The sequence below is a fragment of the Stenotrophomonas maltophilia R551-3 genome (genome assembly GCF_000020665.1).
Taxonomy (GTDB): Bacteria; Pseudomonadota; Gammaproteobacteria; order Xanthomonadales; family Xanthomonadaceae; genus Stenotrophomonas; species Stenotrophomonas maltophilia_L.
In genome coordinates, this window is sequence record NC_011071.1 from 420090 (window position 1) to 439619 (window position 19530).

Here is a 19530-nt window from a genome sequence, read left to right on the forward strand (position 1 = left end):
GCCCATGACCCTCGCTCCCGCTGACCTGCCCGCCTCCCTGCAGCCTCTTGTCGACCGCGCTCTGGCGCGTCTGGCCCAGGTCCTGCCCGAGCCCATCCCGGCCAACCTGCTGCCGCTGCTAACCCGGCTGGCGGTGACCAGTGACTTCGCGCTGGACACCCTGGTGCGGCAACCGGCCTTGCTGGCACAGCTGGCCGCGCCCGGCTGCCCGCCGATCCCGGCGCCGGTGCTCGATCCTCTGCAGCCCAGCGACTGGCCGGCGCAGATACGGCGCTGGCGCACGGCAATGTCCACACGGCTGATCTGGCGTGACCTGACCGGTCTGGACGACGTGGCGCAGACTCTGGCCGGTGCCACCGCCCTTGCCGAGGATTGCCTGCGGCTGGCGCTGGACGCCCTGCAGCAGGAATTCGCCCAGCGTCACGGCGTCATCGCCGATGAACACGGCATCCCGCAGCAGCTGGTGGTGTTCGGCCTTGGCAAGCTGGGCGGTGGCGAGCTCAACTTCAGTTCCGATGTGGACCTGGTCTACGCCTACCCGCAGGGTGGTGAATCCGATGGACCGCGTCCGTTGGCGGCGGAAGAATATTTCGCCCGTCTCGGCCAGCGCCTGGCCAAGCTGCTGGATGAAACCACCGTCGATGGCTTCAGCCACCGCGTCGACCTGCGCCTGCGTCCGTTCGGCAGCGCCGGCCGCGTTGCACTCTCGTTCGCGGCGATGGACCAGTATTTCCAGCGCGAGGGCCGTGATTGGGAGCGCTATGCGTGGCTGAAGGCGCGCGCGGTGGCCGGCGATATCGAGGCCGGTGAGGCGTGGCTGCAGACCCTGCGCCCGTTCGTGTACCGCCGCTACCTGGATTTCACCGCGCTCGATGGCCTGCGCGAAATGAAGGCGGCCATCACCGCCGAAGTCGCACGCCGCGAACTGCACGACGACATCAAGCGCGGCGCCGGTGGCATCCGCGAGATCGAATTCCTGTGCCAGGCGCTGCAGCTGATCCGCGGTGGTCGCGAACCGGCATTGCGCGAGCGTCGGCTGCTGGTGGCGCTGGACGCACTGGTGGCCGCCGGGCAGATCGCGCCCGAGGATGGCAGCGCGCTGCGCGAGGCCTACCTGTTCCTGCGGCGCCTGGAAAACCGCCTGCAGATGCTGCGTGACGCGCAGACTCACGTGCTGCCCAGCGACGCACTTGACCGCGAACGCATCGCTGTTGGGCTCGGGTATCCGGACTGGGAGGTGCTGCGCGCGGCGCTGGCCGTGCAGCAGCAACGGGTCAGTACCGAATTCGCCGCGCTGCTGGCACCGCGCAAGGGCCAGGCCGCGCCCGACGCACTGGCCAACTATTGGCGCAGCCTGCCCGAAGGCAGCAACGCACCGCTGCTGGCCGAAGCCGGTTTCCTCGATGCCAACGGCGCCGACCAGTCGCTGCGCGATTTCGCCCAGGGCACCGGCGTGAAGTCGTTGTCCGATGCCGCGCGTGCGCGGCTGGATCGCGTACTGCCCGCGTTGCTGCATGCGGCCACGCGCTCGCCACAGCCCGATGCCGCGCTCAAGCGCGTGCTTGGCCTGCTGCAGGCGGTGCTGCGCCGGACCAGCTATCTCGCCTTGCTGGACGAACAGCCCAGCGCGCTGGCGCGGCTGGTGGACGTGCTGGCGCGCAGCGCGTTGCTGGCCGAGCGCCTGGCAGCGTATCCGCTGCTGCTGGACGAACTGCTGGACGTGCGCGTGTCCGGGCCGATGCCGGATGCGGCTGGCATGCTGGCCGAGTGCCAGCAGGTGCTGGCGGTGGAAGATCCCGAATCCGCACTGCGCTGGCTCAATGAAACGCGGCTGGCACTCAGCTTCCGCATGGCGATGGCCACGCTGGATGGCCGCCAGGGCGCGGTCGACAGCACGCGTCAACTGGCCGAGCTGGCGCAGGCCGTGGTGGTCACCGTGTTGGCGATGGCCGAAGCGGACATGCATGCCGCACACGGCGAGATTCCCGGCGGACGTTTCGCGATCATCGGTTATGGCAGCCTCGGTGGTCTGGAGCTGGGCTTCGGTTCCGATCTGGACCTGGTGTTCCTGCACGACAACCCGGCCGGCGTAGACGCCAGTGATGGCGCGCGTCCGCTGGAACCGGGGCGCTGGTATGCGCGCCTGGCGCAGAAGGTGATGGCGCTGCTCGGTGCGGTGACCGCCGCCGGGCGCCTGTACGACATCGACGTGCGCCTGCGCCCGGATGGTGGCAAGGGTTCGCTGGTGTCTTCGTTGGCCAGTTACACCGAATACCAGCGCGAACGCGCGTGGACCTGGGAACACCAGGCGCTGGTGCGCGCGCGTGGCGTGGCCGGCGATGCCAGCCTGCTGGCCGACTTCGAGCAGGTGCGTGCGCAGACGCTTGGGCGTGAGCGCGACACCGGTGTGCTGTATGCGGACGTGCTGAAGATGCGCGGCCGCATGCGCACCGAACTGGACCGCAGCGATGCCGCGCGGCTGGACCTGAAGCAGGGCGCGGGTGGCGTGGTGGACCTGGAGTTCCTGCTGCAGACCGGCGTGTTGGCGCGTAGCGCCCGGCATGCAGCGCTGCTGCAGCCGCGCGACACGCCGTCGTTGATCGATGCGTTGGCGGTTGCGGAATTCCTGCCGGAAGACACCGCGCAGGCGCTGCATGGAGCACATGCCACGTTGCTGGATGTGGGCCTGGCCTGCACCCTGGACCGGCGCCCGCGGCTGGCACCGACCACGCCCGCGATTGAAGAGGCGTGTGCGGCGATTACGGCAGCGTGCATCGCCGCGGAGCTGCCGTTCGCCTGAGTGGGTGCAAATGCTGCAACAACTTTGGGTGGCTGCCGACCGTTGGTCGGCACAATCTGTCGGCAGCGATGGGTTCTGCAGGGCGTGCCGACCAACGGTCGGCACCCACCGGATCAATGGTCCTGCGGATGGCCCACCGGATCAATGATCTGAGCGTTGGCCCGCTGTTGGTAGGTGCCGACCGTTGGTCGGCACAATCTGTCAGCAGCGATGAACGCTGAAGGAACGTGCCGACCAACAGTCGGCACCCACCGGGTTCAAGGTGTGTGCCAACCAAGGTTGGCACCTACCAGAGCAACGGCGGTCAGCTGGTGGTGCGCAGCGGCGCCATCTTCCACAACAGCGCGCGGAATGGGGCCAGCAGGCAGACGCCGATCGCCAGCTTCACCGCCAGGTCGCCGGCAGCCCAGCTCACCCACGGCAGGGTCGAACCGGCAAACGCGATCGACCAGAAAATGGTGGTATCCACCGTCGCGCTGCAGGTGGTGGCCACCATCGGTGCGCGCCACCAGCTGCCACGGCGCAGGCGGTCGAACACGGTGATGTCCAGCAGCTGCGCCACGATGAAGGCCGAGCACGAGGCAATGGCGATGCGCGGGGTGGCCACCCAGATCGACAGCAGTACCGCCACCGCAAAACCAATCCACGCCACGCGGCGGGCGGGGCCCGGGCCGAAGCGGCGGTTGATCAGGTTGCTGACCAGGAACGCGACCGGGTAACTGAAAGCACCCCAGGTCAGCCAATCGTTGATCGGGTACTGCACCAGTACGTTGGACAGCAGCACCACCGCGCCCATGGCCAGCACCGCCAGCACCAGGGCGCGGGCGGTCAACGGGGCAAACACAGGGGCAGGACGCACGGACATGGCGAGCCAGGGGGACAAAGGGGATCGCCCATTATCCGCCCGGCCCGCGGTAATGCCAAAACCGGCCGTTCAGCTTTACAGCGTTTCGCTCATCACATCGCCGGCGGCATAGGCGGTCGGTACATAGGCCAGCGCCTGGCCCTGCGCGCTCTTCACGGTCCAGCCGGCACCCGCGTCGGTCGGGTCGAAGCGCACCTGCTGGCCGACGACGAAACCGGCAATCGGGTCATCGCCTGCAGCCGCCGGCCATTGCAGCGTTGCGGTCTGGTCGGCCTTGCCGGGCACCTGCAGGTGCACCTGGCGATCACCGGCTGGCGTGGTGGCGACCTGCTTCACTTCCATCGGTGGCAGCGGCACCGCCGGCGTGCGTGCGGCGACCTTGCCGTTGCGCTCGCTGGCCTTGAACGGGGCCTTGGACAGTTCGGCCAGTCCCATCGACGTGGCCAACGGAATCGACAGCACGATCAGCGACGTGACCAACACGCTGGTCTGGCCGCTGTTCAACTGCGGCGCGGCGCCGGCATGGACGGTGGGCACCACCAGCGCCGAAAGCAGCAGGGCAGTGGCGGGAACGCGCAGGCAACGGAACATGGAGACCTCCTGGTCAGGGTGGGGACGGCGGCTCAGTGCCGGGTATCGAAGATGTCGCGCGGGCCGGTGGCCTCGGGCAGATATTCCAGTGGACGGCCCTGGTTGTCCTTCAACTGCCAGCCCTGGTCGGCGCCGGTCGGTTCGAAGTTCACGGTCTGGCCCACGGTGAACTGCACGGCGGGATCGCCGATGCCGCGCGGGTACTGCATCGATGCGGTGTTCTGCGGATCGTTGGCATCGCGCAGCAGCACTTCGCGGCGGCCATCCACGGTGGTGGCGATCGCACTCACCTGCATCTGCGGCAGCTTGATCTGCTGCGGGCGGGCCAGCGGCCGGCCAGCGTCGGCGGCATCCTGGGCTTCCTTCGCCGCCGCCGCGCGGGCCGACGTCACCATCTGTGTGGACATCTCCAGGCTCGGTCCCTGCGGGCCCGGGTCGTGGATGATCACGATGCGGCGCTCTGCATGAGCGGCCGTGGACCAGGCCAGGCTTGCGACGATCAGCATCGGCATCAGGACGGCGGGCAGGGTACGCATGTCGTTCTCCTTGCTGGATTCAGGGCGTGGCGGCGGCAGCACCAGCTACCGGCACGTGAGGGATCACCAGTTCCTGCTGCAGCTGGCTGCGCTGGTGCAGGAAATCGAACACCGATTCCACCGTCACCACCGAATAGTTGCCGGAGATGCGTTCGCCGGCCGGATGGTCAGTGGTGGTGGCGTTGGCCACGAACAGGCGCGCACCCACGCGCTTGCCGAGGCCGATATGCAGCACGCTGGGTTGGTACTTCTGCTGGCGCAGCCACTGCTGCGCCTGTTCGCGCTTGACGATGGCCGGCGCGCCTTCGGCCTGTGCCATCGCCGCGGCCAGCACTTCCAGCACCCACTGGTTGGAGTTCTGGTAGTCGGTGGCGAACGGGTAGGCAACCACGTTGTATCTGGTTTCGTGCAGTGCCTTCGGCTGGATCGACGGCGACACCAGCATCGCTTTCAACGCGGCACGCAGCGGCGCCGAGGGCACGCCGATGCGCAGGTCGGTATGGCCTCCGCTCTCGCCGACGAAGTTGCCCAGCCCTTCGTGGTACAGCTGCGAGCTGTCGGTCTTGCAGCGGTTGAGCAGGTGCATCGCGCGCCAGCGGCCATTGTCCTCACGCACCAGGAAGGCCAGGTGGCTGTGGCGCAGGCCGTAGCGACTCAGGTCCTGGCCACCGCGCGCGGCCACCACCACGTCCACATCGGGCAGCGCGTCCAGGCGCTCAGCGGTGGTCCAGGCCACGTCCAGCATCGCCGCCTGCGCGGCCACGCTCGGGTAGCGCTCGCGGCATTCGGTGCTGTTGGCCCGGGCCGGTGCGGTCGCCAGCAGGCTGGCGATCAGCAGCGCGGCGCGCGGCAGGCGGGAGAAACGATCCATGTCGATACCTTCAACGGCGGGCAGGCCCGCGCGCCGATCATACGCCGGTCAGCGCAGGGGACGATCCACGCCCTTGCGCTTGAGTTCCCGGTCACAGGCGTCGCTGATCGGTGCCACCGGCAGCGGCGGGCGCTGGCCCTTCGGATCGCGCAGCGCCGGTTGTTCGCGATACGCGTCCAGCTGCTGCTGGCATTGATACGAGATCGGATCCAGCTCGGTGGGCGTGGTGGAACAGGCAGCGAGCAGGGCCAGGGGCAGCAGGAGCAAGGTACGCATGAAGACGTTCAGAGTGATGGGGGACGCTGGACTCTAACCGCGCAGCCGGATCGAAATGTTCAGAAATCGCTGGGCACCCGGGTAGTGCCGGCCGCTGGCCGGCAACGACAGGGTGTTCGGCAATGGGTACAGCGTTGCCGGCCAGCGGCCGGCACTACCGTGATGCCAGGCGCCGAGGATTGCCGGCCAGCGGCCGGCACTACCTCAATGCCAAACGCAGCTTCACCTCCGCCGCCACCCGCGCGGTCTCGCGCAGCGGTTCGATGCGGTCGTACTGCCAGTCCAGCCAGTGCGCCTGCAGCCGCCCGCGCTCGCGCAGCTGCTGCTGAAAGCGTGCCAGCCGCCCCTGCGCGGTATCGGCCAGCGCCACCATCACCGGCATGCGCGTGGCGCAGGCTTCAGAAAGCAGGTTCACCGAATCGGGCGAGACCACCACGCGGTTGGCCCAGCCGAGCAGGCCGCCATAGGGATTGGTTCCGTCGCCGCCATCGCCCCAGATCACATGCGGCAGATCGGCGAACGTCGCGCGCAGGATCTCGGCCAAGGCCGGCGGCGTGCGTCGCGAGGTGGTCGCCAGCAGGCTGCCGCCCTCAGCGCGAATCTGATCGGCCAACGCCTGGAACACGCCCACCATCGCCGTCTCATCCCACGGAGCCAGCGGTGTCGGTCCACCCACCAGCAACGCGGTGCGCGGGCCGGGCAGGGTGCTGAAGCTGGCGAACGCGGCACGGCCCCAGGCCAGCCAGTCGTCGTCCACCGGATTGAGGCTGCCGAGCAGGGTCAGCACATTGCTGCCACGCAGGGCATCGTGTTCGGGCACCACCACCATGTCCCAGTGGCGGGCGCTGATGCGCGGGTCGAGGATCTGCACCACCTGGCTGCCACGTGCACGCAGCACGCGCAGGGCGCCGGCGGCCTGACGGCCACAGCCGATCGCCAGGGCGGGAGGCTCCGCGGCCAGCGACGCGAACGCCTCGCCGTAGCCGTTCACATCGCCCGGCAGGCGCCGCGGCGAGAGCCAGCGCCAGGGCGCACGGGGCTGCAGGACCAGCGGCCGATGGGTGCCCTGGCGCAGCGCAGAGGCCAGCGCGACCGCCTGGCGGACATTGCCCGCACGGCCGTCCGTGACCGTCCAGGGCGCACTCGATCGTTTCACCTGTGGCATTAATTCGTTTCAGCCCTGCTGGGTGTTGCAACAGTCGCGACACTCTACACTGCGGCTCGTCGATTCGCCCCGCGCCGCCCGCGGGCACTGACCTTCCCTTAGCCGCCCTGGAGATCCACCGATGTCCCACGCGCTCGACGCTGCTGCCCTCGATCAGTTGTTCCGCACCGCCCGCACCCAGAATGGCTTCCTCGACAAGCCGGTGCCGGCCAGCCTGCTGCAGGAACTGTACGACCTGGTGAAGTGGGGCCCGACTGCGGCCAACACCACGCCGGCCCGCTTCGTCTTCGTCACCTCGAAGGAAGCCAAGGCCAAGCTGGCCCCGGCCCTGTCCGAAGGCAACCACGACAAGACGATGGCCGCCCCGGTCACCGTCATCATCGGCTTCGACCTGGACTTCCACGAGAAGCTGCCGTACCTGTTCCCGCACACCGATGCCAAGGCCTGGTTCGACGGCCCGCAGGAAGGCCGCCACGAAGCCGCCATCCGCAACGGCAGCCTGCAGGGCGCCTACCTGATCCTGGCCGCACGCGCGCTGGGCCTGGATGCCGGCCCGATGTCCGGCTTCGATGCGGCCAAGGTGGATGAAGCCTTCTTCGCCGGCACCTCCATCAAGTCGAATTTCCTGGTCAACCTGGGTTACGGTGACTCGGCGGGCCTGTTCCCGCGTCTGCCGCGCCTGTCGTTCGACGAAGCGGCGCGCATCGCGTAAGTCGCTGTATCGATTCCGGGCCGCCGCCTTGGCGGTCCCTGCTGTACCCACCCTACGATCCGGAGAGTTCCTGAGATGAGCGCCACCCGTAAACTGCTGCTGCCGCTGGCCCTGACCCTGGCCATCGCCGCCTGCTCCAAGCCGGCCGACACCGCTGCCCCGGCGGCTGACGCCGCCGCCCCGGCCACCACCGAACAGGCTGCCACCCCGGCTGCCGATGCTGCCGCCGCCGCGCCGGCCGCCGAAGCGATCCAGATCGCCTCGGGCACCTACAAGCTGGACCCGACCCACACCGACGTGCTGGCCCAGTGGAGCCACTTCGGCTTCTCCAACCCGAGCGCGCACTTCGGCAACGTCGAAGGCACCCTGGTGTACAACGCCGAAGACGTGACCAAGTCCACCGTGGAAGTGAAGCTGCCGTTGAGCGGCCTGAACAGCTTCACCGCCAAGTTCGACGAGCACCTGAAGAGCGCCGACTTCTTCGACGCCGCCAAGTTCGCCGATGCCACCTTCAAGAGCACCAAGGTGGAAGCGGCCGGCACCAACAAGCTGACCGTCACCGGCGACCTGACCATCAAGGGCATCACCAAGCCGGTCACCCTGGACGTGACCGTCAACGGCGGCGGCGAGCACCCGATGGCCAAGGTTCCGGCCGCCGGCTTCGATGCCACCACCACCCTGAAGCGCAGCGATTTCGGCGTCGGCGCGTATGCCCCGAACGTCAGCGATGAAGTGAAGATCCGCATCACCACCGAAGCCACCGGCGAAAAGCCGGCGGCTTGATGCACCCCGCTCACTCGTCGTGAGAAGGCAGAAGGCCCGCTGAAAAGCGGGCCTTCTTTTTTGGGCGTGGGGGACGCCTTGGTAGGCGCCAACCTTGGTTGGCACACGAGCATTTCGCAGGCCAACCGAGGTTGGCCACTACCGGTTCATGCAGGGCGGGAGAATGCTTTGGTAGATGCCAACCTTGGTTGGCGCACGAGCACTTCGCGGGCCAACCAAGGTTGGCCACTACCGGTTCATGCAGGGCCGGAGAGTGCTTTGGTAGGTGCCAACCTTGGTTGGCACACGAGCATTTCGCGGGCCAACCAAGGTTGGCCACTACCGGTTCGTGCAGGGCCGGAGAGTGCTTTGGAAGGTACCAACCTTGGTTGGCACACGAGCATTTCGCAGGCCAACCAAGGTTGGCCACTACCGGTTCATGCAGGGCCGGAGAGTGCTTTGGTAGGTGCCAACCTTGGTTGGCACACGAGCACTCCGCGGGCCAACCAAGGTTGGCCACTACCGGGTACGCGGGTTCAGCGCAACGCGCCCAACCATGCCACGCACGCTTCGCTCGGGCTCTGCTTGGCCTTCACCGTCATCCCGCTCGCGCGCGCGAAGGTCTGCGCGGCCTGCGCCACCACCTGGCGTGCGATCAGCGCCGCCTGCTTGGTCGCGGCCTGCTGCTTGCGCAGCTGCACGATGTTGATCGACGGCCGACCCACCGGGGCATATTTCTGGTCACGTCGCAGCACGTCGGCCACCTGCGCCACTTCGAATTCGGCCTGCAGGTAGCGGTGTTGTGCCTCCACCAGCTCACGTAGCGGCGCGCGCAGCGCGGCCGGGTCGGCGAAGGCGGCCAGTGCGGTATCGCAGGCGGCGTCATCGGCAAAGCGGGTACGCAGCGCATCCACGCTGGCCAGGGTCAGTTTGGCCATGTGGCCCTCGTTGCTGCAGGAAAGGAGCGCGATTGTCGCATTGCTTGGCGTGCTCCGGGCCGGGAGGCCTCCGCTTTGGTAGAGTCGACTGTTAGTCGACGGCTCTTGGCGCGATGCCTGGAACCCCCGCGCTGCGCGCGATAGTCGACTAACTGTGATCTCTCTGTAGGTTGTTCATCCGGGACATCTTTGGAAAATGGTGGTTACCACACCGTTCCAGTCCCCAAAGAGCCCGGATGAACAATCATAAAAATGCCCGTTTGACGCCGTTTAGTCGAGCGCTTCTGGTCCGCCGCATCCTCCACGAGGGCCTACGCCCGGAAGAAGCAGCTCAAGCGTGTGGCGTAAGTGTGCGTACGGCCTACAAGTGGCTGGCCCGATTCCGCCAGTTCGGGGCACCGGGCCTGGAAAACCGCAGCTCACGGCCTCACCAGACGCCGCATGCCACACCTGCTCCGGTAGTCGAGCAAATCAAGGAGCACCGCCGTAAGCGGCAGACCTACCTGACCATCTCCAAGGCGCTGGGGGTCGGCCACAGTACGATTTCAAGGCTGATGCGCGCCCACGGCCTCAATCGGTTGTGTCGGCTTGATCCGCCCAAGGAGGTCATCCGATACGAATACGATCAGCCCGGAGGGCTGCTGCATCTGGACATCAAGAAGCTGGGCAACTTCCAGCGGCCAGGGCACAGAACCGATGCCAAGCGCAGGGGAAACGCCGCCGGCGGTGGCTGGGGCTACGTCCACGTGGCCATCGACGATCACTCCCGGGTCGCCTTCAGCAGCGTCCACCCCAACGAACAGGGCGAAACCGCTTGTCAGGCGTTGCTGGGCGCTCTGGAGTACTACGCCAGCCTGGGAATCACCTTCAAGCGGATCCTGACCGACAACGGTGCCTGCTATCGCTCTACCGCCTTTGCCAAGCTGCTCAAATCCCTTGGGATCAAGCACATCAGAACCAAGCCCTACACGCCGCGGACCAATGGCAAAGCCGAGCGCTTCATCCAGACCAGCCTGCGCGAGTGGGCTTACGCCTGCGAGTACGCATCCTCGGACCAGCGCAATTCCGTGTTGAACCAATGGCTGCACCACTACAACTGGCACCGTCCCCATATGGCGATCGGCGGCCAGCCACCTATCTCAAGAGTACGGCTGAACAACGTAGTGGGTTTACACAACTAACAGTCGACTCTACCTGGCTGGCATTTCAGGCGCAGCCGCATCCACGGAAGGAAGACCCATGCAGGACACGCAGTACTGGTTGAACGAATTCTGGACGGGCCTGAGCGTGCTCGATCTGCTGGGCGGCAGCGTGCTCGGCACGTTGCTTGGCCTGGTGCTGGGCATCTTCGCCTGGCGCTGGCTGCACCGCCGTGGTTGGTTGCAGCGGCGCAAGCGCTGGCATCACTGGCTGCTGGCCAGTTACGTGGTGCTGCTGCCGCTGGCCACTGCCTTCTTCGGCCTGCAGCTGGGCTTCACTGCTGGTGCGCACCGCGCGCTGTTCAAGCAGCTCGATCATTTCCAGCCGCACCTGCAGACCCTGGTGGAAGGCTGGAGCGAAGGCTTCACCGATTCACTGGACGACCCGCGCATGCGCGAGGCATTGCGCAGCGAGGGCACGGTGGGCGATGTGGCCGACACCATCGCCTCGGCCTACCTCAGCGAGCACCCGTTGCCCGGTCTCGACCGTCTTGGCGATGGTCCGTTGGCGCGCGGTACCGGCTGGGTGATCGGCAAGGTGCGCGAAGGCCTGCTGCGCGGCATGGTGGAAGACACGCTGGTGGACAAGGCCGGCACCCTCGGCCTGGAACCCAAGGTGGTGCGCGAGGCGCTGACCATGCATGTGGATGAGCTGCTGCACACCCGTGGCGTGCTGCGGCTGGTGAAGGCACAGATCAACGGCATGATGCCCGGCGTGTACTTCGGGCTGCTGTTGCCGCTGCTGATCATCGCGCTGCTGGTGGCGCTGGAGATATGGGCCGCGCACCGGTTCGGGTGGACGCGGCAGGTGGCATCCAGCGCGGTAGTGCCGGCCGCTGGCCGGCAGCTGCAGGTTCCTGCCGAGGGTTCATGAGGTTGCCGGCCAGCGGCCGGCACTACCTGTCGGAGGGCGTGCGGACCAACGGTCCGCACCCACCGGATGCCCGGTCAATCGCCGTCGGTTTCGTCCGGGTGGGCTTTCCAGTAGCCGGTGGAACGGATCCAGTCGCGCGGCACGCCCAGGTGGCCTTCGATGAACTTGCGCATCATCCGTGCGCGGCGCGATTCGGTGGCGATCCAGTAGAAGACATCGCCGTCCGGTGCCTCGAAGTCGGTCAGCATGTCTTCCAGCAGCGTGCTGCTCGCTGCCGGGAAGCCATTGCGCTCCAGCCAGTGGATACGCACGTTCTCGTACTGCGGCAGGTCCTGGCGTTCGGCTTCATCGCTTACTTCGATGAAGGCCTGCACCTCGGCATCCTCCGGCAGCACGTCCAGCCAGCGGGCGATGGCCGGCAGCGCGGTTTCATCGCCGATCAGCACATAGGCGTCGTAGCTGTCGGCCACCACGAACGAGCCGCGCGGGCCGCCGATCACCAGCGTGTCGTCGGCCTTGGCCTGCTCGGCCCACGGCCCGGCAATGCCCTGGTCGTGCAGCACGAAGTCGATGGCCAGCTCGCCGGTTTCATGGTCCCACCAGCGGGGGGTGTAGTCGCGGGCCGGTGAGGGCTCCTTGCCGGCCGGATAGCTGCGGCCTTCGGCAGTGACCACCGGCAGCACCATCTCGCCGCTGGCATTGGGGAAGAACAGCTTGATGTGGTCGTCAGCGCCGGGCGAATCGAAACCGGCCAGCTCGGCGCCACCCAGCACGATGCGGCGCATGTGCGGGGTGACCTCTTCGGTGCGCAGCACGGTCAGTTCACGGAAGCGCACATCCAGGCGCAGGCGCGTGTTGTTGTGTTCGGTCATGGGGTTACCTGTAAAGGTGTCGCGCGGGGGCGCGCGGCGTAGGGGCGACCTGGCTGGAGTCAGTCTGGCTGGGTCGTTGAAAAGGCTTGGCTCTCGCTACCGGCCGCACCGTTGAGCAGCGCGGACGCCCGCGTCAGCAGCGCCGCTACTTCTTCTGCCTCGCCCTCGGCCCAGCGGCCGTGGTGATGCACCAGCGCCCGCTTGAACTCGCGCAGGGCGCCGGCCAGCGGCGGCGGCAGCGAGGCCTTGGTGATCTCGCGGGCACGGTCAAAGGCACGTCGCTGCGCCAGGCGCACCTGGGTGCGCTGCACCTTCAGCTCGAACTCGCCGGCGGCGGTGATGCGGAAGATCCGCTTGCCGTCCACTTCCTCGGCCTCGATCCAGCCGGCCTGCTCGAAGCTGGCCAGCAGCGGGTACATGGTGCCGGCGCTGGGCGTGTAGGCCTGCATGAACTGGTTGCTGATCAGCTGCATCAGCTCGTAGCCGTGGCGCGGCTGCTCGCCGATCAGGGCCAGCACCAGCAGGCGCAGGTCGCCGCGGCTGAGCACCCGCGGCTGGCCGTTGCGGCGTGGTACTTCCGGATTGGTGGAACGGGCTCTGGGAGAAGCGGTACGGCTCATTTCGATATATCGGTAAACGAGTGTGCAAACGATATATCGATATATCGAAGCCGACAATCATCGATCCGGCCACAAGCGGGTCAGTTTTGGGCCACGGTGGGCCCCGCGCACAGCAAAAGGGGCGCCTCTTGCGAGGCGCCCCGGGCAACACTGTGGAAGGGAGTGAGGCAGGGCCAGACGGCGGACCGAAGCGGGCGAGGCCAACACTCGAGGCCTACCCTGAGGGCAGTGCGGGGGGCGATCCAGAGGCAGGTGCGACACGTTGTCGCCCGTTCAGCGCCAGCACGCGGAGCCGATACAGGTGGGCATGGCGCTGCCCTACAACCGTCATCGGCAGCGGTAACACTGCGTCCTGCACATGGGCGCAGCGGCCCGCAAGCGACAGCCCGCGCAGCCACCAAGGCCCGCCGCAGGGCCTTCAGCGGCCCCGGCAAGCCCCTTGCGGACACTGGCCGGTTGCATCCATACGCCTGCGTAGCCAAGTGACGAAAGCCCTTGGTGCGCTACACTTTGCGGTCTAGAAATCTATACAACAGTCGCGCGCGTGCGTGCGGTTATGGGAGCGCTAATGAACTGGTTGAACGAGGTGCTGAACAACGACCCGAATCCTGTGGAAACCCAGGAGTGGATCGAGTCGTTGAAGGCCGTTATTGATGTCGAGGGCTCCGAGCGCGCGCATCAGCTGCTGGAAGGCATGGTGGAACTGACCCGTCGTTCGGGCGCCTACCTGCCGTTCTCTCCCACCACCGAATACGTCAACACCATCGAGCCGCAGCTCGAGGCCAAGAGCCCGGGCAATGCCGAGTTGGAATGGCGCATCCGTTCGATCATCCGCTGGAACGCGATGGCCACCGTGGTCCGCGCCAACCGCAAGCCGGGTGACCTGGGCGGCCACATCGCCTCGTTCGCCTCCGGCGCCACCCTGTACGACGTGGGCTTCAACCACTTCTGGCGCGCCCCGAGCGAAAACCACCCGGGCGACCTGCTGTTCATCCAGGGCCACAGCGCCCCGGGCATCTACGCGCGTTCCTTCCTGGAAGGCCGCATCAGCGAAGAGCAGCTGGACAAGTTCCGCATGGAAGTGGACGGCGGTGGCCTGTCCTCGTACCCGCACCCGTGGCTGATGCCGGAATACTGGCAGACCCCGACCGTGTCGATGGGCCTGGGCCCGCTGGCCGCCATCTACCAGGCGCAGTTCATGCGCTACCTGGAAAACCGTGGCCTGATCGAGAAGTCCGACCGCAAGGTGTGGTGCTTCATTGGCGACGGCGAGAGCGACGAGCCGGAAACCCTGGGTGCCATCGCCCTGGCCGGCCGTGAAGGCCTGGACAACCTGATCTTCGTGGTGAACTGCAACCTGCAGCGCCTGGACGGCCCGGTACGCGGCAACGGCAAGATCATCCAGGAACTGGAAGGCGTGTTCCGTGGCGGCGGCTGGAACGTGATCAAGCTGCTGTGGGGCGGTTACTGGGATGCCCTGCTGGCCAAGGACAGCGACGGCGTCCTGAAGAAGCTGATGATGGAAACCGTCGACGGCGAATACCAGAACTGCAAGGCCTTCGGCGGCGCGTATACCCGCGAGCATTTCTTCGGCAAGTACCCGGAAACCGCTGCGATGGTTGCCGGCCTGAGCGACGACGACATCTGGCGCCTGAACCGTGGTGGCCACGACCCGCACAAGGTGTACGCCGCCTACCACCAGGCCGTGAACACCAAGGGCATGCCGACCGTCATCCTGGCCAAGACCGTGAAGGGTTACGGCATGGGCAGCGCCGGTGAGGCACTGAACCCGACCCACCAGACCAAGAAGCTGGACGACGAAGCGGTGCGCCACTTCCGCGACCGCTTCAACATTCCGGTGACCGACGCGCAGCTGGCCGACGGCCAGGTGCCGTTCTACCACCCGGGCCCGGATTCGCCGGAAGTGCAGTACCTGCAGGAACGCCGTGCCGCGCTGGGCGGTTACCTGCCGCAGCGCCGCCGCAAGGCCGACAAGACCTTCGTGGCACCGAAGCTGGAAGCCTACGAGCGCCTGCTGAAGAGCAGCGGCGAGCGCAGCTACTCCACCACCATGGCCTTCGTGCAGAGCCTGAACATCACCCTGCGTGACAAGGAACTGGGCCCGCACATCGTGCCGATCGTGGCCGACGAAGCGCGTACCTTCGGTATGGAAGGCCTGTTCCGCCAGATCGGCATCTACGCGCCGTTCGGCCAGAAGTACAAGCCGGTGGACGCCGACCAGCTGATGTTCTACCGCGAAGACCAGAGCGGGCAGGTGCTGCAGCAGGGCATCAGCGAGCCGGGCGCGATCAGCTCGTGGATGGCGGCCGGTACCAGCTACTCGGTCAGCAACGTGCCGATGCTGCCGTTCTACATCTACTACTCGATGTTCGGCTTCCAGCGCGTGGGCGACATCGCCTGGCAGGCCGCCGACATGCGTACCCGCGGCTTCCTGCTGGGTGGCACCGCCGGCCGCACCACGCTGAACGGTGAAGGCCTGCAGCACGAAGATGGCTTCAGCCATCTGGTGGCCGGTGGCATCCCGAACGTGCGCAGCTACGACCCGACCTTCGGCTTCGAAGTGACCGTGGTACTGCAGCACGGCACCAAGCGCATGATGGAAGACCAGGTGGACGAGTATTACTACGTCACCCTGATGAACGAGAACTACACCCACCCGGAAATGCCGGAAGGTGCGGCTGAAGGCATCGTCAAGGGCATGTACCTGCTGACCGACGCCGGCAAGCCGAAGAAGGGCGAGCTGCGCGTGCAGCTGCTGGGCTCGGGCACCATCCTGCGCGAAGCCATTGCCGCCGCCGAGCTGCTGGACAAGGACTTCGGCGTGACCGCCGACATCTGGAGCTGCCCGAGCTTCAACGAACTGCGTCGCGATGGTTTCGACGTGGAACGTGCCAACCGCCTGCATCCGGAAGGTGAGCAGCGCAAGGCCTACGTGACCGAGCTGCTGGAAGGCCGCCAGGGCCCGGCGATTGCCGCCACCGACTACGTGCGTGCGTATGCGGACCAGATCCGTGCGTTCGTGCCGATGTCGTACACCGTGCTGGGTACCGATGGCTTCGGCCGTTCGGATACGCGTGCGAACCTGCGTCGGTTCTTCGAGGTGGATCGCTACTACATCGCCCATGCCGCGATTGCGGCGCTGGCGAAGGAAGGGAAGATGACCGCGAAGGATGTGGCCCGGGCGATCAAGCAGTACAAGATTGATCCGGAGAAGGCTAACCCTGTTGGGGTTTGATTATCTCGGCGTTTCGTAATAAAAGGGCGATCATCTGATCGCCCTTTTTTAATGGACAAGATTGGAGTTAAGGAATGCTCACCACGGGAGAGGAATTCGCGGTAGCAGCAGCGATGCGAGAAGGACAACGTCGCGCGGCCAATGCGGTTCGAGAATATCTTGCAAGGGACTACGCAGGTAAGTCATTCCTGGTCGTAATGCCTACCGGCGCAGGAAAATCAGGACTGATTGCCTCCGTCTGCCAGTCTCACCCTCGCGGCCCAATCGTTGTACTCAGTCCTCGAGCGGCAGTCTGCCGGCAGCTTATGGACGAAATATCAGGGAAGTTCTTCTCGGACAGGGGCGTGCTCGTAGAGTCGCCTCGCTCAGTCAAAGAGTTGGGCGGAGAGATTAAGGAGGACTGCATCTATGTCGGTACTTTCCAAAAGCTGATCCGCATGAAGTCGACGGCGTTCCGCCGTCTAGCCGAGAGCTGCTCGCTGCTTATTGTCGATGAAGGCCATTCGGAGCCCGCTCCGCTCTGGGGTAAGGCTGTTCGGCAGTTCAGCTGTCACAAGATAATAGTGACGGCGACCCCGTACCGTAATGATCTGTTCCAATTCGACATCGGCCTTGAAACGACATTTTGCTACACCTTCAAGAAGGCGGTCGAGCATCAAGTCATTTTGGAGCCGGCATTCGAGCAGTGCACAATTGCGGACGCCGCCCAACGTACATCGATCTTCCTCTCAGAAAACCCAACCGCAAAGGCAATCGTAAAGGCCAAGAGTCTTGGGGATGTCAAGATGCTGAAGGAATTGATGGGCGGCGCGGGACTAAGTACGCTGGCAATCCACGATAAGTTGCCGGACGATACCTCGGCAGGAACCGCCAAGACTGTCCCTTCTGGACTAAACTCGCGAGACGTTCGAGTAGTGATTCACCAAAGAAAGCTGGATGAGGGCGTGGACCTTCCATCTGCAAAGTTGTGTGTCCTCACCTATCCAGTAGCAAGCGGTCAAGAGCTCGTGCAGACCGTTGGAAGAATCGTGCGGAACTTCGAGAGCATACAGCCACTGGTGCTTGATTGTGGCTCGTCCAGCAACACAAAGATGTGGGCTAACTACCTCGAGTTTGACTCATCCATCTCCTCAGATGATGGATGGGCCAAGTTCGTCAATTCTCTTGACACGGCAAAGCTGATCGAGAGCTACCTCGACACCTTCCCCCAGTACATGTACCTGGGAGCGGCATTCCGGGAAAAGTTCGAACTGTTGAGCCTCGATGTGGATAGAGATATTCGAGTGCCGACCGCGTCTGTATGCTTCCTGGGGGTGGAGGAGGGCTTCACAATCGAGTCCTTTGTTGACGCCATGCTTTGGAGAAATGATCACGCTGGGGAACTGGCGAAATGCTATGACTCGGCGCACGGATTCAAGGTGATCGTGTCTATCCGGTTTGAGAGTTCCAAGTATCTGAAGAGTAAGTTGTTCTTCGAGCCGTCTCTTCATGTGGTAGTTGCAAAAAAGATTGGCAACTACTTGGCAGTATTCGACAGTCGCTCAATCAATCATGCGGGGGACACGGCGCTGGGTACAAAGCAGCCCGTCGATCCACAGCGACTATTCAATCTCTCAGCAAGGGGTGCTTTCACTAGAGTAAAAGAGACGCACGCGCGATCGATAAGCTCGGCTAGAAGAAGGCCGGAGCGAGTTTCGCATGTAGGACCAGAGCTAAGTGCCTCGTACTCAGGGCAGTCGGCAGCTAGCTATGCTCTTTCAGTAACGAAGGTCGACAATCTCGATTTGGCCCAAGGTGTAGAGAGCAGCTACTACCTCAGTACCGGATCGGGAAGAGTCTCTGACCAAAAAAATGGCTCATTCAGCCTGGAGCGGCTGTCGGAGTGGGTAGACGAGGTGGCGTCCGTTTTGGATGAGGATGCGCCGTCGCTGAGTCCGGTGATCGGGGCTTTTGCTCTGCCAATCGATGCGATGGCAGTTAGCGGGCCCCTATCTATGACTATCGACTTCACGGATCTCCCGGCGGGTACCAAGATGGTCTCCGGCGCAAAATCCACACCGCTTGACGCAGGGTTTCTTTTTCTAGAGTGCCCGAATTGGCAAGTCAAGGTCGGATCGTCGACGTTGAGATTTGCCTACATCGAAGAGGTCGAGAGGATAGTCTTCACTGCTAGCCCAGACGTGATGTTGGTGTCTCCCGATGGAGAGGCCGTATCATTGGTTCAAGACATGAACTCGAGATCGCTTAAGATCTTGTTCGCCGATGGAGTTTCATACGTAGATGGAAAGTTCTACAAGTCGGCTTTGCCGACTACAGTGGGGATCGATCTAGAGAGCACTGTTATTGGCGCATCAATCTATCCTGTCCCTGAGCTTCAGTTGGCTGGTTTGTCCGAGAAAGGGTTGTTTCAGGATCGGGAGTATGTCGGGACTAGCGCGGAGAACTTTGATGCGAACTCAGTGTTCAATCTTATCGACAGCTTGGCTCGCGGCGACTATCAAAAATATCGATCAACCCAATACGATGTGCTCAGGAGGCTAGTTCCCGACATCGATCTTGTGGTGTGCACAGATATGGGTACGGAGGCTGCGGATTTCATAGTGTCGTCACCAAAGTCGCTTTGCTTTGTACATGTTAAGTGTGGTGAGTCAAAGCGTCCCAAGTCGCCAGCTGGTGCCCTTGCCGAAGTGGGGGCTCAGGCGATAAAGAACATTGAGTATCTGGTTTCGTCGAATGAATCGCTGCCCTTCGGAAATGAGGGGCGGCTTGCATTGCCTTGGCCGCATAGAGGTGCGATCCACAAGCTCAAGCATCGGGTGCGATTCATAGCGAAGGACGGCGTGGAGCGCACGGTTCCATCAACGCCAAAGGCTTACTCTAAATGCGTAGCATCAGCAATTGAAACAATAAAGAAGCGGAGGAGATCACCTGGATGCAAGAAAGAAGTGTGGATCGTCGCCGCAAACTCCTTCTCTTACGGATCGTTCAAGAAAGAAATTAAAATGGGGGCTGCTGCTAAGGCGGAATCACTACAGGCATATCAACTAATAGATGCATGGCTGGCAGTGTGCAGCGCAAACGATGTTGATCTTAAGATCATGGTCTCCCCGTAGGATGGCGATGGCCGGCAGGTCAGATCTTTGTGACTTCATTGGAAGTCCCGCAGATCGATGACGCTCCCCACTGTGATCGA

Annotated in this window: 16 protein-coding genes; 7 read left to right on the forward strand and 9 right to left on the reverse strand. The window is 64.5% G+C overall.

Translation table 11 applies throughout. The annotated features are described in order from the left end of the window. Positions 1-4 precede the first annotated feature (4 nt). Positions 5-2800, forward strand: coding sequence for a bifunctional [glutamate--ammonia ligase]-adenylyl-L-tyrosine phosphorylase/[glutamate--ammonia-ligase] adenylyltransferase (glnE, locus tag SMAL_RS01830; RefSeq protein ID WP_012509865.1), 2796 nt, complete (start codon positions 5-7; stop codon positions 2798-2800). A gap of 304 nt (positions 2801-3104) precedes the next feature. On the opposite strand, the gene SMAL_RS01835 is transcribed toward glnE, so the two are convergent. The 6 genes from SMAL_RS01835 to SMAL_RS01860 form a co-directional block, all read right to left on the reverse strand. Further along, on the reverse strand, positions 3105-3665 hold the full coding sequence (locus tag SMAL_RS01835) for a queuosine precursor transporter (protein ID WP_004139497.1): 561 nt from the start codon (positions 3663-3665) through the stop codon (positions 3105-3107). A 75-nt stretch (positions 3666-3740) separates the two neighbouring features. Then, positions 3741-4256, reverse strand: a complete 516-nt coding sequence (locus SMAL_RS01840) for a hypothetical protein (RefSeq protein ID WP_004139500.1) — start codon at positions 4254-4256, stop codon at positions 3741-3743. Positions 4257-4288: 32 nt separating this feature from the next. Next, positions 4289-4792, reverse strand: a complete 504-nt coding sequence (locus tag SMAL_RS01845; protein WP_012509866.1) for a hypothetical protein — start codon at positions 4790-4792, stop codon at positions 4289-4291. A 19-nt stretch (positions 4793-4811) separates the two neighbouring features. Continuing rightward, positions 4812-5663, reverse strand: coding sequence for a DUF2145 domain-containing protein (locus SMAL_RS01850; protein WP_012509867.1), 852 nt, complete (start codon positions 5661-5663; stop codon positions 4812-4814). Between the two features lie 48 nt (positions 5664-5711). Further along, positions 5712-5939: a hypothetical protein gene (locus SMAL_RS01855; protein WP_012509868.1), complete on the reverse strand. Its 228-nt coding sequence runs from the start codon at positions 5937-5939 to the stop codon at positions 5712-5714. A 199-nt stretch (positions 5940-6138) separates the two neighbouring features. Further along, positions 6139-7104: a mitochondrial fission ELM1 family protein gene (locus SMAL_RS01860; protein ID WP_012509869.1), complete on the reverse strand. Its 966-nt coding sequence runs from the start codon at positions 7102-7104 to the stop codon at positions 6139-6141. Positions 7105-7225: 121 nt separating this feature from the next. Between SMAL_RS01860 and SMAL_RS01865 the strand changes: the two genes are divergently transcribed. Further along, positions 7226-7816: a malonic semialdehyde reductase gene (locus SMAL_RS01865; protein WP_012509870.1), complete on the forward strand. Its 591-nt coding sequence runs from the start codon at positions 7226-7228 to the stop codon at positions 7814-7816. 75 nt (positions 7817-7891) lie between these two features. Next, positions 7892-8599: a YceI family protein gene (locus SMAL_RS01870; protein ID WP_012509871.1), complete on the forward strand. Its 708-nt coding sequence runs from the start codon at positions 7892-7894 to the stop codon at positions 8597-8599. A 515-nt stretch (positions 8600-9114) separates the two neighbouring features. On the opposite strand, the gene SMAL_RS01875 is transcribed toward SMAL_RS01870, so the two are convergent. Further along, on the reverse strand, positions 9115-9516 hold the full coding sequence (locus tag SMAL_RS01875; RefSeq protein WP_012509872.1) for a hypothetical protein: 402 nt from the start codon (positions 9514-9516) through the stop codon (positions 9115-9117). A 236-nt stretch (positions 9517-9752) separates the two neighbouring features. On the opposite strand from SMAL_RS01875, the gene SMAL_RS01880 reads away from it, so the two are divergent. Together SMAL_RS01880 and SMAL_RS01885 are read left to right on the forward strand one after the other, a co-directional pair. Next, positions 9753-10697, forward strand: a complete 945-nt coding sequence (locus SMAL_RS01880) for an IS481-like element ISStma3 family transposase (RefSeq protein ID WP_012509873.1) — start codon at positions 9753-9755, stop codon at positions 10695-10697. A 58-nt stretch (positions 10698-10755) separates the two neighbouring features. After that, positions 10756-11589, forward strand: coding sequence for a hypothetical protein (locus SMAL_RS01885; RefSeq protein ID WP_012509874.1), 834 nt, complete (start codon positions 10756-10758; stop codon positions 11587-11589). Positions 11590-11663: 74 nt separating this feature from the next. Here the strand turns inward: SMAL_RS01885 and SMAL_RS01890 are convergent, their stop codons facing one another. After that, a complete protein-coding gene (locus SMAL_RS01890) occupies positions 11664-12461 on the reverse strand; it encodes a siderophore-interacting protein (RefSeq protein ID WP_012509875.1) in 798 nt (265 codons plus the stop codon). 59 nt (positions 12462-12520) lie between these two features. After that, a complete protein-coding gene (locus tag SMAL_RS01895) occupies positions 12521-13081 on the reverse strand; it encodes a PadR family transcriptional regulator (RefSeq protein WP_012509876.1) in 561 nt (186 codons plus the stop codon). Positions 13082-13649: 568 nt separating this feature from the next. Here SMAL_RS01895 and aceE point away from each other — a divergent pair. Together aceE and SMAL_RS01905 are read left to right on the forward strand one after the other, a co-directional pair. Next, on the forward strand, positions 13650-16337 hold the full coding sequence (gene aceE, locus SMAL_RS01900) for a pyruvate dehydrogenase (acetyl-transferring), homodimeric type (RefSeq protein ID WP_004139606.1): 2688 nt from the start codon (positions 13650-13652) through the stop codon (positions 16335-16337). Positions 16338-16411: 74 nt separating this feature from the next. Further along, on the forward strand, positions 16412-19450 hold the full coding sequence (locus tag SMAL_RS01905) for a DEAD/DEAH box helicase (RefSeq protein WP_012509877.1): 3039 nt from the start codon (positions 16412-16414) through the stop codon (positions 19448-19450). The last annotated feature ends 80 nt before the right edge of the window (positions 19451-19530 follow it).